Source organism: Thioclava sp. F36-6 (genome assembly GCF_002020305.1).
In the GTDB taxonomy this organism is placed as follows: Bacteria; Pseudomonadota; Alphaproteobacteria; order Rhodobacterales; family Rhodobacteraceae; genus Thioclava; species Thioclava sediminum.
Window position 1 is genome coordinate 368,762 of record NZ_MPZX01000001.1, and the last position, 15,978, is coordinate 384,739.

The 15,978-nt window shown below is 62.4% G+C and carries 15 protein-coding genes; 14 read left to right on the forward strand and 1 reads right to left on the reverse strand.

Going from position 1 to position 15,978, the window contains the following annotated elements; all coding sequences use genetic code 11:
• Positions 1–20 precede the first annotated feature (20 nt).
• The 9 genes from BMI88_RS01790 (at position 21) to BMI88_RS01830 (ending at position 10,451) form a co-directional block, all read left to right on the forward strand.
• A complete protein-coding gene (locus BMI88_RS01790; protein WP_078545513.1) occupies positions 21–1,439 on the forward strand; it encodes an FAD-binding oxidoreductase in 1,419 nt (472 codons plus the stop codon).
• Positions 1,440–1,468: 29 nt separating this feature from the next.
• A complete protein-coding gene (locus BMI88_RS01795; protein WP_078545515.1) occupies positions 1,469–2,185 on the forward strand; it encodes a FadR/GntR family transcriptional regulator in 717 nt (238 codons plus the stop codon).
• Between the two features lie 141 nt (positions 2,186–2,326).
• On the forward strand, positions 2,327–3,484 hold the full coding sequence (locus tag BMI88_RS01800) for a fumarylacetoacetate hydrolase family protein (protein ID WP_146673449.1): 1,158 nt from the start codon (positions 2,327–2,329) through the stop codon (positions 3,482–3,484).
• 4 nt (positions 3,485–3,488) lie between these two features.
• Positions 3,489–4,025, forward strand: a complete 537-nt coding sequence (locus BMI88_RS01805) for a TRAP transporter small permease (protein WP_078545519.1) — start codon at positions 3,489–3,491, stop codon at positions 4,023–4,025.
• Complete coding sequence (locus BMI88_RS01810; protein WP_078545521.1) at positions 4,022–5,299, forward strand: TRAP transporter large permease subunit; 1,278 nt, start codon at positions 4,022–4,024, stop codon at positions 5,297–5,299. Before BMI88_RS01805 ends, BMI88_RS01810 begins: the two co-directional genes overlap by 4 nt.
• Positions 5,300–5,349: 50 nt before the next feature.
• The gene (locus BMI88_RS01815; RefSeq protein WP_078545523.1) at positions 5,350–6,378 is read left to right on the forward strand and encodes a TRAP transporter substrate-binding protein; all 1,029 of its coding nucleotides are present in this window, start codon (positions 5,350–5,352) and stop codon (positions 6,376–6,378) included.
• 119 nt (positions 6,379–6,497) lie between these two features.
• Positions 6,498–7,259, forward strand: coding sequence for an SDR family oxidoreductase (locus BMI88_RS01820; protein WP_078545525.1), 762 nt, complete (start codon positions 6,498–6,500; stop codon positions 7,257–7,259).
• 77 nt (positions 7,260–7,336) lie between these two features.
• The gene (locus BMI88_RS01825) at positions 7,337–8,851 is read left to right on the forward strand and encodes an aldehyde dehydrogenase (NADP(+)) (RefSeq protein WP_078545527.1); all 1,515 of its coding nucleotides are present in this window, start codon (positions 7,337–7,339) and stop codon (positions 8,849–8,851) included.
• A 352-nt stretch (positions 8,852–9,203) separates the two neighbouring features.
• Positions 9,204–10,451 carry a hypothetical protein gene (locus BMI88_RS01830; RefSeq protein ID WP_078545529.1) on the forward strand — a complete coding sequence of 416 codons (1,248 nt, stop codon included), beginning with the start codon at positions 9,204–9,206 and terminating at the stop codon, positions 10,449–10,451.
• A 73-nt stretch (positions 10,452–10,524) separates the two neighbouring features.
• Here BMI88_RS01830 and BMI88_RS01835 read toward each other — a convergent pair whose 3' ends face one another.
• Positions 10,525–11,232, reverse strand: a complete 708-nt coding sequence (locus tag BMI88_RS01835) for a GntR family transcriptional regulator (RefSeq protein WP_078545531.1) — start codon at positions 11,230–11,232, stop codon at positions 10,525–10,527.
• A gap of 98 nt (positions 11,233–11,330) precedes the next feature.
• On the opposite strand from BMI88_RS01835, the gene uxaC reads away from it, so the two are divergent.
• The 5 genes from uxaC (at position 11,331) to BMI88_RS01860 (ending at position 15,970) form a co-directional block, all read left to right on the forward strand.
• Entirely contained in the window at positions 11,331–12,737 is a 1,407-nt protein-coding gene (gene uxaC / locus BMI88_RS01840; protein WP_078545533.1) for a glucuronate isomerase, read from the forward strand.
• A 28-nt stretch (positions 12,738–12,765) separates the two neighbouring features.
• Complete coding sequence (locus BMI88_RS01845; protein WP_078545535.1) at positions 12,766–13,746, forward strand: TRAP transporter substrate-binding protein; 981 nt, start codon at positions 12,766–12,768, stop codon at positions 13,744–13,746.
• 62 nt (positions 13,747–13,808) lie between these two features.
• A complete protein-coding gene (locus BMI88_RS01850) occupies positions 13,809–14,366 on the forward strand; it encodes a TRAP transporter small permease (protein ID WP_078545537.1) in 558 nt (185 codons plus the stop codon).
• Between the two features lie 4 nt (positions 14,367–14,370).
• Positions 14,371–15,651, forward strand: coding sequence for a TRAP transporter large permease (locus BMI88_RS01855; RefSeq protein WP_078540065.1), 1,281 nt, complete (start codon positions 14,371–14,373; stop codon positions 15,649–15,651).
• Positions 15,652–15,664: 13 nt separating this feature from the next.
• Complete coding sequence (locus BMI88_RS01860; protein ID WP_078545539.1) at positions 15,665–15,970, forward strand: cupin domain-containing protein; 306 nt, start codon at positions 15,665–15,667, stop codon at positions 15,968–15,970.
• The last annotated feature ends 8 nt before the right edge of the window (positions 15,971–15,978 follow it).

A 15,978-nucleotide genomic window follows, 5' to 3' on the forward strand; every position in this document is an offset into this window, starting at 1 on the left:
CAAGAGTGGGGGAGGTAGGCATGCAGAAAGGTGAGGCGGCGAAGGAACTTTGCACGATGCTAGGCGGCGACATGGTCTCGACCGATGCCGGGCTGATCGCGCGCCATTGCCAGGACTGGCACGGCGACATCACCAGTTCTGCCATTGCGCTTTTGCGACCGCGGAGCACCGAAGACGTATCCCGCGCCGTGCGAGCCTGTGCAAAGCTCGGGCTCGGCGTTGTGCCACAGGGGGGGCGTAGCGGACTTGCTCTGGGCGCGGTGCCCGATGCGCCTGAGTCTCAGGTCGTGTTGTCGCTCGAGCGTATGGACCGGGTCCGCAGCCTGAGCGCACAGGATTTCACGGCGGTTGTCGAAGCTGGTGTCGTGCTCGAGTCGTTCAAGGAAGAAGTGGCCGAGGCCGGTCTCTACTTCCCGCTCGCGCTCGGCGCGCAAGGCACCTGCCAGATCGGTGGCAATGTCTCGACCAATGCGGGCGGGGTGAACGTCCTGCGCTATGGAATGACGCGCGAGCTGGTGCTCGGGCTTGAGGTCGTCCTGCCGGACGGTCGCGTGCTCGATCGGCTCAGTCGGCTGCGCAAGGATAATCGCGGGATCGATCTCAAGCAGCTTTTCATCGGAGCCGAAGGGGTGCTGGGCATCGTCACGGCCGTGTCCTTCAAGCTGATGCCCGCACCCGACCAAGTCTCGACCGCGTTGCTGGCGCTCGACTCGCTAGAAGGCGCGATCGAGCTTTACCGTCTCGCGCGTCGCCAGTGCTGTGACCTCATGTCGGCCTTCGAATTCCTGCCCGCCGAGGCATTCACGCTCGCACGCGAGGGTATTCCCGATCTTTCGCTGCCGCTTGAGCCCGCACATCGCGCCTATGCGCTGGTTGAGCTTTCGGGCTCGGGTCTCGTCGATATCGAGGCTCTTCTTTCTCAATTCCTCGAACTGGCGATGGAAGAGGGGCTCGTGCGCGACGGCGTGGTCGCGCAGTCGAAAGCTCAGGCGCGGAATATCTGGCTGGTGCGTGAGGGGATGAACGAGGGGCAGGCGCGGCGCGGAAAACATCTGCGCACGGATCTCTCGGTGCCGCTTTCAGAACTGGCTGCGTTCGTTGCTGAGGCCGAGGCGGCGGTCGGAGAAGCCTTGCCCGGGGCGGTCTGCGTCTCCTACGGTCACGTGGGGGATGGCAATGTGCATCTGAACGTGCTGCCAGACCCGGAGGGCATGGAGGCGCTCGATCAGCAGATTTTTCGAGCTAAAACAGTTCTCAACGGGGTCCTGGATCGCTATGACGGTTCGATCAGCGCAGAGCACGGGGTCGGACGTCTCAAGAAGGCCGACTTCGCCGCGCGCGCATCTTCGGTTCAGCATGATCTGCTGGGGCGGATCAAGCGGGCGATCGATCCAAATTTGACGATGAACCCCGGGTGTCTGATCGACCTCGAAAGTTGACGGACTTGGGACGAGATGAGGAATGAGTGATGGATAATGAGTTCGAGCAGATTGCCCGCACGGATCACCTGCCAACGCGGATCGCCACGCAGTTCGCCAAGCGGATTTATGATGGCGTGCTGAAGGCCGGTGACAAGCTGCCGACAGAGCATGCGATGTCCAAGACCTTCGGCGTGAGCCGCACCGTCGTGCGCGAAGCGATTGCGCAACTGCGCAACGAGGGGCTGGTCGAGACGCGACAGGGTGTCGGTGCCTTCGTGGTGGAGCGCAAGGCACGCCAGATCCGTCTCGAGGATGGCAAGAAGATGGACCGGCACGCCTTCAACGATCTCTATCAGGTGCGCGTGCCGCTGGAGATGGAAGCGGCTGCACTCGCAGCAGTGAACCACACCGAGGCCCAGATGGCGGCGCTCGACGCCGCGATGATGGGCCTGTCGGGTATTCGTGATTGGGGCAAGTCGGGCGTCACCGCCGACCTCGATTTCCACCGCATCATCGCCGAGGCGACGGGCAATGACTATTTCGTGCAATTCGTCACCGCGATCTCGGAGCGGATCAGCCATGTCATTACGATCGCGCGCGCCGAGGGGCAGCTCGACGATGTGATCGCGTGGACGATCGAAGAGCACGGGGCGATTTGCGAGGCCATTCGAGCGCGCAATCCCGCCGCGGCACGGGCCGCGATGCAGCGCCATCTGGTCAACTCCGCGGAACGTGTCGGCCTGCAGTTCGAATTCGTCGAGTAAGCTCAGCATCACATACGCTTGAGCCGCATGGGCGGCGCAAAATAGGGGTTGTATTTTAGGTTGTAGTGTTGTCTGACATCATATGTCAGTGCGGTATGAGGAGATACTGCGCCCGACAACATGGAGGGGGAATTGGCACCTATGCTCAATTTGGAAACGGGCCGTATTTTGCCCGAGGATGACGCACGCGCCCTGCTGGTCGGCCGGGTCTGGTCGAAGGCGGAAGGCGGGCCCTGCGTAACCGTTCTGCGCAACGGAATCCTGCACGATCTTACGCATATCGCAGCGACGGTTTCCGGGCTTCTGGAGCGCGACGATTTGCACGCAATTCTGCGGCGCGACGATCTGCCGGTGCTCGGCTCACTCAAGGATTTTCTGTCCGGGGCGGCCGGTCATCTCTTGGCCCCGATCGATCTTCAGGCGGTGAAGGCCGCGGGCGTCACCTTCGCTGAAAGTATGCTGGAGCGCGTGATCGAAGAACGCGCCGGCGGCGACCTTCAGGCCGCGCAGGACATTCGCGCCAAGCTCGCCCCGGTGATCGGTGAGAGCCTACGCGATATCTCCGCCGGATCGGAAGCCGCTACGAAAGTGAAGGCACTGCTGCAGGAGATGGGCCTCTGGTCGCAATATCTCGAGGTCGGCATTGGTCCGGACGCAGAGATCTTCACGAAGGCCCAGCCCATGTCATCTGTCGGATGCGGTGCCGAGATCGGCATCCACCCGATTTCGGACTGGAACAATCCCGAGCCCGAGATTGTGCTGGCGATCCGCTCGGATGGCACGATCCTCGGTGCGACGTTGGGCAATGACGTAAACCTGCGCGACGTCGAAGGCCGCTCGGCGCTCCTGCTCGGCAAGGCCAAGGATAACAACGCCTCCTGCGCGATCGGGCCATTCCTGCGGATTTTCGACGACCATTTCACGCTCGCCGATGTCGAGACCGCGGTCGTCACTCTGCGCGTGCGCGGAACCGACGGGTTCGAGATGGCGGGTGAGAGCCGCATGGAGGCGATCAGCCGGTCGCCCGCCGAGCTCGCTCGGCAGATGCTCAATCGCAGCCACCAATATCCCGACGGCGCGGTCCTGTTCCTCGGCACGCTTTTCGCGCCGGTGCAGGATCGCCGTGCGCCGGGGCAGGGCTTCACCCACGAGACCGGCGACGAGGTCGAGATTGCTTCGCCGCGGCTCGGGGCTCTGGTGAACCGCGTCGCTCGCTGTGATGCCTGTCCCGAATGGGTCTTTGGCAGCCGCGCGCTGATTGCCAACCTGGTCGCCCGCGGCCTCGGCGACAGGGTGTAAGCGGATGCAGAAACTTATCGCACTCTTCTACCGTGGCCTCGACATCCTGCTGGCGCTTTTGCTCGCCGGGATGGCTCTGATGGTCTTTCTCAATGTCATCCTGCGCTACGCGTTCGATAGCGGCATTGCCGTCTCGGAGGAAATGTCGCGCTTCTTCTTCGTCTGGCTGACCTTCATCGGCGCCGTCGTCGCACACCATCACCATATGCATATGGGCATGGAGACGGTGGTCGCGGCCTTCGGTCGTCGCGGACGCATGGTCCTGATGGGGCTGAGCGAGATCGTGATCATCGGCTGTTCGGCGGTGCTCTTTATCGGCACATGGAAGCAGCTGCCGATCAACATGACGATGGGCGCTCCGGTAACGATGATGCCGATGGGCTTTGTCTACGGCACCGGGCTGTTCACGGGTGCCGGGATCATCCTCATCTCGCTCGAGCGGCTCTTCCGGTTGCTGACCGGTCGGATGAGCGACGCCGAGTTCGCCCGCTTCGCAGGCCAACATCATGACGCTGACGATATCGAGGGGCGTGCATCATGACCCTCGTTGTCTTTCTTGTCGCGCTCATCGGCGCCATGGCCATCGGGGTTCCTGTTGCCTTCGCTCTGATCTTCTGCGGCATCGCGCTGATGGAATATCTGGGGATGTTCAACACCCAGATCATCGCCCAGAATATGGCGATCGGGGCGAATACCTTCACCCTCCTCGCGATCCCGTTCTTCATTCTCGCAGGCGAACTGATGAATGCCGGCGGGCTCTCGCGCCGGATCATCGACTTCGCGATCGCCTGCGTCGGGCATATCCGCGGCGGTCTGGGCATCGTCGCCATCATGGCGGCGGTGATCCTCGCCTCGATCTCTGGCTCGGCTGCCGCCGATAGTGCCGCACTCGCTGCGATCTTGCTGCCGATGATGAGCCGCGCCGGCTATGACGTGCCGCGTTCTGCCGGCCTGATCGCCGCAGGTGGCGTGATCGCGCCGGTCATCCCGCCCTCGATGGCCTTCATTATCTTCGGCGTCGCGAGCAACCTTTCGATCTCCAAGCTGTTCATGGCTGGCATCGCACCTGGTGTCCTGATGGGGACCGTGCTGATCGTCACTTGGCTCTTCGTTGCCCGGAAGGACAAGGCCGAGACGTTGCCGCGTGCCAGCTGGGGCGAGAAAGGCCGGGCAGGGATGCGCGCAATCTGGGCGCTTGGCATGCCGGTGATCATTCTCGGCGGTATCAAGTTCGGTGTCGTCACCCCGACCGAGGCTGCGGTGATCGCGACCTTCTATGCGCTCTTCGTCGGGCTCTTCGTCTATCGCGAACTCACCTTGAAATCCCTGCCGGGCGTGTTCATCGCGGCAGGTCGCACAACGGCGGCGATCATGTTCCTTGTCTGTGCCGCGCTGGTCTCGGCTTGGCTCATCACGATGGCGAATATCCCCGCCGAGCTCGGCAGCATCATCGAACCGCTGATCGAGCATCCGAAGCTGCTCATGGCCTTCATCATGGTGCTGATTATTATGGTCGGTACCGCCCTCGATCTCACGCCGACGATCCTGATCCTGACCCCGGTGCTCTTGCCGCTGGTGCAGAAGGCGGGAATCGATCCGATCTACTTCGGTGTGATGTTCATCATGAACTGCTGCATCGGACTTCTGACGCCGCCTGTCGGTGTCGTCCTCAACGTGGTCAGCGGGGTCGGGAGGATCCCCCTTGGCCGTGTGATCATCGGTGTCTGGCCCTTCCTCGTGGCCGAGATCCTGGTGCTCTTCGTTCTCGTGGCCTTTCCGCAGATCGTGCTCGTTCCGGCACATTGGTTCTACTGACCGGTCACGGGTCAACATTTGCCAACGTTAATTTCCAAAGGGAGGAAACAATGAAAACCAAGGCAATTAAAGCAGCGCTTCTGCTTGGCACGATGGTAGCGGTCGCAAGCCCTGCCGCAGCCGAATTCCACGACCGCACGATCCGTATTTCCAACGGTGTCGCCGAAAACCACCCGGTGCATAATGGCGTCGATGCGATGCAGCAGTGTCTTGACGACAAGACCGGCGGCAAGATGAAGCTTCAGGCTTACTGGAGCGGTTCGCTTGGCGGCGACCTTCAGGCGACCCAGGCGCTTCGCTCGGGCACGCTCGACGCGGTGGTGACCTCGTCCTCGCCGCTTGTCGGGATCGAACCGGCGCTCGGTGTGTTCGATCTGCCGTTCCTGTTCCAGACCAACGAGGAAGCCTACGCCGTCATGGATGGCGATTTCGGCAAGTTCCTGAATGACAAGCTGGCCGACAAAGGGCTGGTCAACCTCGCCTATTGGGAGAACGGGTTCCGTAACGTGTCGAACTCGAAGCGTCCGATCACCAAGTGGGAAGACCTCAAAGGCATCAAGATTCGCGTGATGCAGAACAACATCTTCCTCGACACTTTCGACAATCTCGGCGCCAACGCGACGCCGATGGCCTTCGGCGAAGTGTTCTCTGCACTGGAGACCGGCGCGATCGATGCACAGGAAAACCCCTATGTCACGATCGACACTTCGAAGTTCTACGAAGTGCAGAAATATATCAGCGAGACGAAGCACGCGTATACGCCCTTCCTCTTCCTGTTCTCGAAGCCGATCTTCGATACGTTCGATCCCGACGAACAGGATGCGCTGCGCACCTGTGCAGTCAAGGGCGGCTCAGTCGAGCGCAACGTGATCCAGGATCTCAACAAGAAATCGCTCGAGAAGATGGAAAAGGCCGGGATCAAGTTCAACAAAGTCTCGCCTGAAGAGCTGGCTCGCATGCGTGAGAAGTCGCAGGTCGTCTACGACAAGCACCGCGACGAAATCGGTGGCGACGTCATCGATCGGGTGCAGAAGACGATCGACGGGCTTCGCTCCGAGAAGAAAGCGAGCAGCAACTGAGGCTGCGTAATGTAGTCTCAAGCTGATCCGCCCATTCCCTCGGGCGGATCAAGAGGCGGGCCATGTCCTCCGGCCCGCCTCTCTCTTTCTGGTCACGACACGGACACGAGGATAGGGCGATGAACACATTCGATCTCTCAGGCAAAACCGCACTGGTCACCGGCTCGTCTCGCGGTCTGGGCAGAACCTTCGCGGAGGCGCTGGCGGCCGCGGGCGCGCACGTGGTGCTCAACGGGTTTGATGCCGCACGGCTCGAGCAGACTCGAAAGGAAATGATCGAACAAGGCTACGACGTGAGCGCCGCGGCCTTCGACGTCTCCGACGAGGCCGCCGTGCGCGCGGCGTTCGAGAGGTTCGACGCGGAGGGGCGCACCCCGGACATTCTGGTGAACAATGCCGGTATCCAGTTGCGCCGTCCGATGTTGGAACTGAGCGCGGCGGACTGGCAGCGCGTGCTCGATACCAACCTGACCTCTGCATTCCTTTGTGGCCGCGAAGCAGCTTCGCGGATGATCGCGAAAGGGGGCGGCAAGATCATCAATATCGGCTCGTTGATGAGCGACCTCGCCCGCGTCACGGTCGCGCCCTACACGGTCGCCAAAGGGGGCGTCAAAATGCTGACGCGGTCGATGGCGGCGGAGTGGGCCGGCTCGAACATTCAAGCGAACGCCATCGGACCCGGCTACATGATGACCGACATGACGCGCCCGCTTCAGGAAGATCAGGATTTCGACAGCTGGGTCCGCGGGCGCACACCCGCCGGGCGCTGGGGAAAGCCCGAGGAATTGCAGGGCGCGGTGATATTTCTCGCCTCGTCGGCCTCGGATTTCGTGAACGGACAAATCCTCTACATCGACGGCGGCATGACGGCGGTTCTTTGAAACCGCGCGCATTGAACGAAGGGTCTCTGCTACGCCGTTCTGCGTCGGGCCCGGTGACGAATTAACAAGGAGACATCATGACCTTCACCCCGCACGGAAAACACCTGATCGCTAGCGACTGGGTCGGCACCGACAAAACGTTCTCTTCCGACCCAGCCCATGGGCCGAGCCATGAGTTCTGCGTCGGCACGGTCGAGATGGTGAACGCCGCCTGCGAGGCAGCCGAAGAGGCGTTCTGGGACTACGGCTATTCGAGCCGTGAGACCCGCGCTAAGTTCCTCGAGGCTATCGCCGACGAGATCGACGCCCGCGGTGAGGCGATCACCGAGATCGGCACGCAGGAAAGCGGTCTGCCCGAGGCGCGCCTGAACGGCGAGCGGGGCCGCACCGTGGGCCAGCTGCGCCTCTTTGCCAGCCACATTCGCAACGGCGACTATCTCGACCGCCGCCATGACGAGGCGCTTCCCGATCGCCAGCCGCTGCCGCGCCCCGATCTGCGGATGATGCAGCGTCCGATCGGCCCGGTCGCGGTCTTCGGCGCGTCGAACTTCCCGCTGGCGTTTTCGACGGCGGGCGGCGACACCGCCGCCGCGCTGGCCGCGGGGTGCCCGGTCGTGGTGAAGGGCCATTCCGCCCATCCCGGCACCGGCGAAATCGTGGCCGAGGCGATCAAGGCCGCAGTCGAGAAATGCAACATGCCCAAGGGCGTCTTCAGTCTCATCCAGGGCGGACGCCGTGACGTGGGTCAAGGGCTCGTGCAGCATCCGCTGATCAAGGCGGTGGGCTTCACTGGTAGCTTGGGCGGTGGTCGTGCGCTGTTCGATCTGTGTGCGCAGCGTCCCGAGCCGATCCCGTTCTTCGGCGAGCTCGGCTCGGTCAACCCGATGTTCCTGCTGCCCGAGGCGGCGAAGGCACGTGGCGCCGAGATCGGCACCGGCTGGGCAGGCTCGCTGACGATGGGCGCGGGCCAGTTCTGCACCAACCCGGGCATCGCCGTGGTCGAGGAAGGCCCGGCAGGCGACGCTTTTGTCGCCGCCGCAAAAGAGGCGCTGTCGGCCTCCGGCCCGCAGGTCATGCTGACGGACGGCATCGCGCAGGCCTATCGCGACGGCAAGGACCGGTTCGATACCCGCAACTCCGTGACTCCGGTGCTGACGACCGAGCAGGAAGGCCGCAACGCCTCCCCGAACCTCTACGAGACGAGCGCAGAGAACTACCTGCAGGACCACGCGCTTGGCGAGGAAGTCTTCGGGCCGCTCGGTCTTGTCGTCCGGGTCTCGGACCCCGCGCAGATGGTCGATCTTGCGAAGGGCTTCGAGGGTCAGCTGACCGCCACGATGCATCTCGATGACGGCGATGCGGAGCTTGCCCGCAAGCTGCTGCCGGTGCTCGAGCGCAAGGCGGGCCGCGTGATGGCCAACGGCTTCCCGACCGGTGTCGAGGTCAGCGATGCGATGGTCCATGGCGGGCCCTATCCTGCGTCCACGAACTTCGGCGCGACCTCGGTCGGCACCCTTTCGATCCGGCGCTTCCTGCGGCCGGTCTGCTACCAGAACATCCCCGAGGGCGTGCTGCCCGCGGACCTTGCGTGAGTTTCGTCGGCTTTCGTTTCAGGCAGAACGATGAACAGCCTGAAGTGGTCGCTTAAGCTACACGCTCTTGAGGATGTTGCTGCGTTTGGCAGGCCTTCGATTTTTGGTCGGGCGAAGTCCTTCCCGGGGGGGCGAACTATGGTGCCCCCCGCGTGCCGCCTTTTTTGAGCATAAGCCGAAGCTGCCGCGCCGGCCCGCAATCCAGCCGTTCAGGAAAGCTAGCTATAGTCTGTCATATAGCTAGCTTTTCCCGACAGACCCCCGGCGCCGTTTTTCGCACCGGTCTCCTGCCCGTTTTTTCAGGTCACCAACTTATCCTCGAGCGAGAGCCAAGGAAGAGAAGAGGTGATCCATGAGCTATCAGTTTGTCCATATCGAATGCTATTCGGCGGCCCCGCGCAAGGTGAAGGGTGCGCCCGAGCAGGTGAACACGGCCGTGCAGGTCTTTGGCGAGGCGATGCGGGTGCCACGCTATTCGCGCCATGTCGCCGAACCGAAAGCGCCGATCAAGCTTGACGGCACGACGACGCTCAAAAAGCTCGAGGCGCTCTGGGCCAAGAAGGTGGAGACGATCCGTGAGACCGTGAAAAGTGCGAAAGGCACGAGCTATCAGCGTCGGCTGCGTCGGGATGCGGCGACGCTTTATGCGGAAGTCCATTCGCATCCGATGACCGCCGCCGCCTTAAGGGACGACTGGGAGCGCCATAAACGAGAGATTCTCAGCTGGGCGGAAAGGGTGCTCACGCATTTCGAAGCGCGTATGCCGCAGGGCGTGGAGTGGGTGGCGGTGCTGCATGTCGACGAGGCGCAGGTCCATCTCCACATTCTCGCAGTCAATGCCGAAGACCCGAAACTTGATGCAAACAAACTACATGCGGGCAAGCGCGCAGCCGCGGAGGTGCGCGCCTCCCGCGAGATCCCTTCAGCCATCGTCTCTCTCCCGCGCCCTGCTCCCAGGCCGCTTCCGCCGAGACCGCGCAAGCGGGCTCTTGGCAAGCGACCGGAAACGATCACGCGCAACAAGGCGCATAATGCCGCGCGTCTTGAGGCGTGGCGCACGGACTGTCGCGCGGCGCGGGCTGAAAATGCGAAGGTGCTCGCGTCGTGGAAAGAAGAGAACCGCACCCATCTGAAGGCGGCTCGAAAACTGCGGGGTGAGGTTCCGGAAATGGTCGCCTACCGTGCGGCCATGCGTCAGTTCCAGGACGATTACCACCGGGCGGTCGGAGAGCACTGCGGGCTCTTGCGCGACGGGCCGCGAAAAGCGCGGCTAACGACGAAACAAAATGCCGCGCGCAAGGCGATCGCGGAGCAGATGCGAGTGCAGTCTGCGGAGCTCGACCGAAGAACTCTTGAGTTTGCGCAAAAGCAAGCCGCCCTGAGCAATGTCATCGCCGCGCTTTCCGGCGGCGGTGCCGAAATTTTGGGCGGCGAGTTAGTGATGGAGGATATGCCTAACTGTCTCACTAAGCTTGGTGAGAGCGACGAAGACCGGATCATCCAGGGGATTCTGGATCTCCTAGTGCGTGCAGGGGAGGCCGGTGTTGGTGCGCTGCAGCTGTCGCGCGATGACGAGATTGATGGGCCGGGGATGGGGTAGGCGCCCGATGCCTTCTCCTATGCCGACCTTGCGTTCCTAAGTCGAAGTATTCGGCGATCACGCCGTCCCGACTTCAGCTCTGCCGAGGCGCGACCTCGAAAAGCTCTGTGTGATCATCCTGAATGCGGTCGATCTGATCGAGGATCCGCGACAGGTGATCGCGCATCGCCTGCGTCGCGCGGTCAAGGTCCCGGCTTTCGAGCGCGCTCAGGATCTTCACGTGATCGTCGAACGCATCGCGCGAGGCGAAAGACAGCGACAGCATCCGCACGCGGTCCATGTGCCCCTTGTTCTCGGCGATCAGTTCCCATGTGAAGCCGAGCCCGGCACGGGTGCAGATCTCGCGATGAAACTGATCGTCCAGTTCGTGGAATTTGGTCTTCTCACCCTTTTCCATCGCGGCGCGCTGTTGCTCGATCAGATCGCGCAACGCCGCGAGATCCTCATCGGTCAATGCGGCGACCGCGACGCGCACAGTTTCAACCTCGAGCGCGTTGCGAATGAAGCGCGCCTGCAGCACCGCTTCGCGTGAAATCAGCGAGACCGTCGTCGCACGCTGAGGTCGAATCACAAGAAATCCGAGCTTCGACAAACGGTAGAAGGCATCGCGCACCGGCTGGCGCGAAACCCCCATCTGCTTGGCGACCTCCACTTCTGAGAGCTTGGTGCCCGGTGGCAGGGATAGCCCCAGAACCTGTTGGCGTAAATGTTCGAAAACGACATCGGAAACCGACATGCGTGCGTTCTGATCAAGCTGGGTCAAAGGCAGGGGCGCGGGCATCGGAACTCCTCGTTGACGGTCCGGGTATTCTAGCATATTAGTTTATTAGTTCGGTGGTAGTCCACCTAAGAAAATAGCTACAGGGGGAGCGATAGACCATGGCGCTGTTGAATAAAGATCGCCTGCTGCCAGCGGATCCGGGGGTTCGTGCCCTTGCGCGCGATCTCTATGACACGATCAAGGACGCCCCGATCATCTCGCCCCACGGCCATACCGATCCGCGCTGGTATGCGCAGAACGAAGCCTTTCCCGATCCCGCCCAGCTTTTCGTGACGCCCGATCACTATGTGTTCCGGATGCTTCACAGCCAAGGCGTGCCGCTGGAAGCGCTTGGCGTGCCGCGCGTCGATGGCGGCGAGACGGAAACCGATGGCCGCAAGATCTGGCGGCTGTTCGCGGAGCATTACCACCTGTTCCGCGCCACGCCCTCGCGGATCTGGCTGGACCATGCGTTCGAGACGATCTTCGGCTTCACCGAGCGGCTCAGCGCCGACACCGCGGACATGTATTACGATCGCATTTCGGAGGCGCTTCAGCGCCCGGAGATGCGCCCGCGCGCTTTGTTCGATCAGTTCAATATCGAGGTGATCGCGACGACCGAAAGCCCGCTCGAGGATCTGAAATGGCATCGGATGATCCGCGAAAGCGGGTGGGGCGGGCGCGTGATCACCGCCTATCGCCCCGATCCGGTGGTCGATCCCGATTTCGAAGGCTTCGCGCAGAATGTCGAGACGTTCTGTCAGCTTGGCGGGCAGTCGGGCACATCCTTCGCGGCCTATCTGGACGCCCATCGCGACCGGCGCGCCTATTTCGCCTCTTTCGGGGCGACCTCGACCGACCACGGTCATCCGAGTGCCGCGACGCTCAATCTGGATCGCGCCGCGGTAGAGGCGCTCTATGACAAGGTGCTCGCGGGGAAAGCGGACGCGGCGGAGCGCGAGGCATTCCGCGCCCAGATGCTGACCGAGATGGCGAAGCTGTCCTGCGAGGACGGTCTGGTGATGCAGATCCATCCCGGCTCGTCGCGCAACCATTCTGATCCTATCCTGTCCCGCTTCGGGCGCGACAAGGGCTGCGATATCCCGACGCGCACCGATTATGTCGCAGCCCTCAAGCCGCTTCTGGATGCGGTGGGGCAGAACCCCGAGCTGCGCGTCATCCTGTTCACACTCGACGAGACCACCTATGCGCGCGAGCTGGCGCCGCTGGCAGGGGTCTATCCCTGTCTGCGCCTCGGCCCCGCGTGGTGGTTCCACGACAGCTTCGAGGGCATGTGGCGCTACCGCGAGATGACCACCGAAACCGCGGGTTTCTACAACACGGTCGGCTTCAACGACGACACCCGTGCCTATTTGTCGATCCCCGCGCGCCATGACGTCGCGCGCCGGGTCGATGCCGGATTCCTTGCCAACTTGGTCGCCACCGGGCGGCTGACGGAGGAGGAAGCTTCTGAGGTCATCCACGACCTCACACACAGGCTTGCACGCCAAGCCTACAAGCTCTGATTGAGCACTTTCTGGGAGGAGAGAAGTAATGAAGAAGACACTGACACCTATCGCTGCGCTGCTGATTTCGGCCGCCAGCGTCACGACCGCGTCGGCCTGCGACATGACCCTGCGCTCGTCGGACACCCACCCCGACGGCTACCCGACCGTCGAGGCGGTGAAATCGATGGCGAAAGAGGTCGAGGCGAAGACCAATGGCCGAATCTGCATCGAGGTCTACCCTTCGGCTCAGCTCGGCGAGGAAAAGGATACGATCGAGCAGACCCAGCTGGGCGTGATCGACATGGTGCGCGCCTCGTTCGGCACCTTTAACGACATCGTGCCGGAAACGCAGCTGTTCTCGCTGCCCTACCTGTTCCGCTCGGTCGAGCATCAGCACCACGTTCTCGACGGGCCGATCGGCGCGGAAGTCGGCAAGGCGTTCGAGGCACATGATCTGGTGCAGCTGGCCAATTACGACGCCGGTTCGCGCAGCTTCTACAACTCCGAGCATCCGATCAAATCGATCGACGATCTTCAGGGCATGAAGTTCCGCGTGATGCAGAACGACGTGTTCGTCGACATGATGAAGGCGATCGGCGCCAATGCTACGCCGATGCCCTATGGCGAGGTCTATTCCTCGATCCAGACCGGCGTCATCGACGGCGCAGAGAACAACTGGCCCTCCTATGACAGCTCGGGCCATTACGAGGTCGCGCCCTATTACACGCAGGACCAGCACCTGATGGTGCCGGAACTGGTGGCGATGTCGCTCACGACCTGGAACAAGCTGAGCCCCGACGACCAGAAGGTCATCAAGGCTGCTGCGAAGAACTCGGAAACGCTCGAGCGCAAGCTCTGGGCCGAGCAGGAAAAGAAATCCGAGGACAAGGTCGAAGCGGCTGGCGTCAAAGTCGTGAAGGATATCGACAAGCAGCCCTTCATCGACGCGATGAAGCCGGTCTACGACAAGTATGTGACCACGCCCGAGGCGAAGGATTTGGTGGCGCGCATTCAAGCGACGAAGTGATCTGACCCCTCGACCCCCGCCCGAAGGGGCGGGGGCACCTTCTTTCCGTGGAGTTCCCTCCGATGCGCAACATTGTGGAGAAACTAGCCGTCTGGACCGGCTGGTTGGGCCAGGCTGCCCTATGGCTATCAGGGATCGGGTTGGTGCTGATGACGGCCTTCGTCTTCGCCCAGGTCTTTTACCGCTACGTCCTCGGCTCAAGCCTGTTCTGGGCCGAACCGGCCAGTGTGATCCTGATGGGTTGGTTCATCTTTCTCGGCGCGGCTGTCGGCATCCGGGAGGGCTACCACCTCAGCTTCGACGTGCTGCTTTTCGTGCTGCCCGAAAAGGTGCGCCTGACCTTCTTCTCGATCTCGGACCTCGTGGTCGCGGCCTTCGGTTTCGGGATGCTCAAATACGGCTGGGAGCTGGCTGACAAGATGGCCGCCACGACGATTTCGGGGCTCGGCGTTTCCGGGGCCTTCCGCTTCGTGCCGGTCGCGGCGGGCGGAGCGCTGCTGATGATCTTCTGCGCCGAGCGCATCCTGCGCCGGCTCGCGGGTCTGTCTACGTCGCGGTTCGGCGACGATCACGACGCGGCGGAGCTCGAGGGCGAAGCTGTAACTGGCGAAGGGAACTGAGCTCATGGAACTCTGGATCTTGTTCGGGACCTTTACCGTCCTTCTGCTGATCGGAACGCCGGTCGCATTCTGTCTCGGCGTGGCCTCCTTTGCGACAGTCACCTATCTCGGGCTTCCCCCGGTGGTGGTGTTCCAGCGTCTGAATTCCGGCGTCTCGGTCTTTGCGCTGATGGCGATCCCGTTCTTCATCTATGCCGGTGACCTGATGGTGCGCGGCGATATCGCGCGGCGGTTGGTCGCGCTGGCGGGCGCCTTGGTGGGGCATATGCGCGGCGGGCTGGGGCAGGTGAACATCCTCGCCTCGGTGATGTTCGGCGGCGTGTCGGGCTCGGCTGCGGCGGATGCCTCGGCAGTGGGCGGCCTGATGGTGCCGCAGATGCGCGAACGAGGTTACGGCGCGGATTACGGCGTGAACATCACCGTCACGGCGGCGATCATCGCGCTGATGCTACCGCCCAGCCATAACATGATCATCTATTCGATCTCGGCAGGCGGGAAGATCTCGATCGCCGACCTGTTCACCGCCGGGATCATTCCGGGTCTGGTCCTTGCGCTGTCGCTGATGACCGCCGCCTATTTCGTCGCCAAACGCCGCGGCTACCCGACCGAACCGTTTCCCGGTCGCAGGGCCCTCGGGCGGTTGTTCTGGAACGCGATGCCCGGTCTGATCATGATCCTGATCATCTTCGGCGGCGTGCGCTCGGGCATTTTTACCGCCTCTGAAAGCTCCAATATCGCGGTGGTCTACGCGCTTCTGGTGACCGTCTTCCTGTATCGCACGATGAAGCTGTCGGATTTCATCGAAGCGACCAAGGGCGCGGTGCGCACGACGGCGATGGTGCTGATGGTGATCGGCTGCGCGGCCTCCTTCGGCTGGCTGCTGGCCTATCTGCAAGTGCCGGCCAAGCTGATCAATCTGCTCGAGAATTTCTCGCATAATCCGATCGTCATCCTGCTGCTGATCAACCTGTTGCTGCTGGTGCTGGGCACGTTCATGGACATGTCGCCGCTGATCGTGATCACCACGCCGATCTTCCTGCCCGTGGCTCAGGCCTTCGGCGTCGATCCGGTGCAGTTCGGGGTGATCCTCGTGCTCAACCTCGGGATCGGTCTCTGCACGCCGCCGGTCGGTGCGGTGCTGTTCGTCGGCTGCGCAGTGGGCCGGGTGCCGATCACGACGGTGATGAAATCGATCTGGCCGTTCTATTTCGCCACCTTCGCCACGCTGATGCTGGTGACCTACATCCCGGCGCTTTCGCTCTGGCTGCCGTCGGTCTTCCACTGAGAGGAGTTTTCGCATGAGCTATCCGATCGCCTATCCCGATGAAGGCATCGCCCGTCAGGTGCTGACCGAAAACGAGCAGATGATGCTGGTCTCGGTTCGCTTCGAGGCCGGGGCAGAGGGTGCGCTCCACTCGCATCCCCATGTGCAGGCTACCTACTGCAATTCCGGGGAATTTCGATTTGTCCTGGACGGCGCGGAGCACGTGCTGCGCGCCGGGGACAGCCTGATGATACCGTCTGGCGCCGAACACGGCTGTGTCTGTGTCGAAGCGGGGGAATTGCTCGACTGCTTCACCCCGCGCCGCGACGACTTTTTGTGAAAGGACAT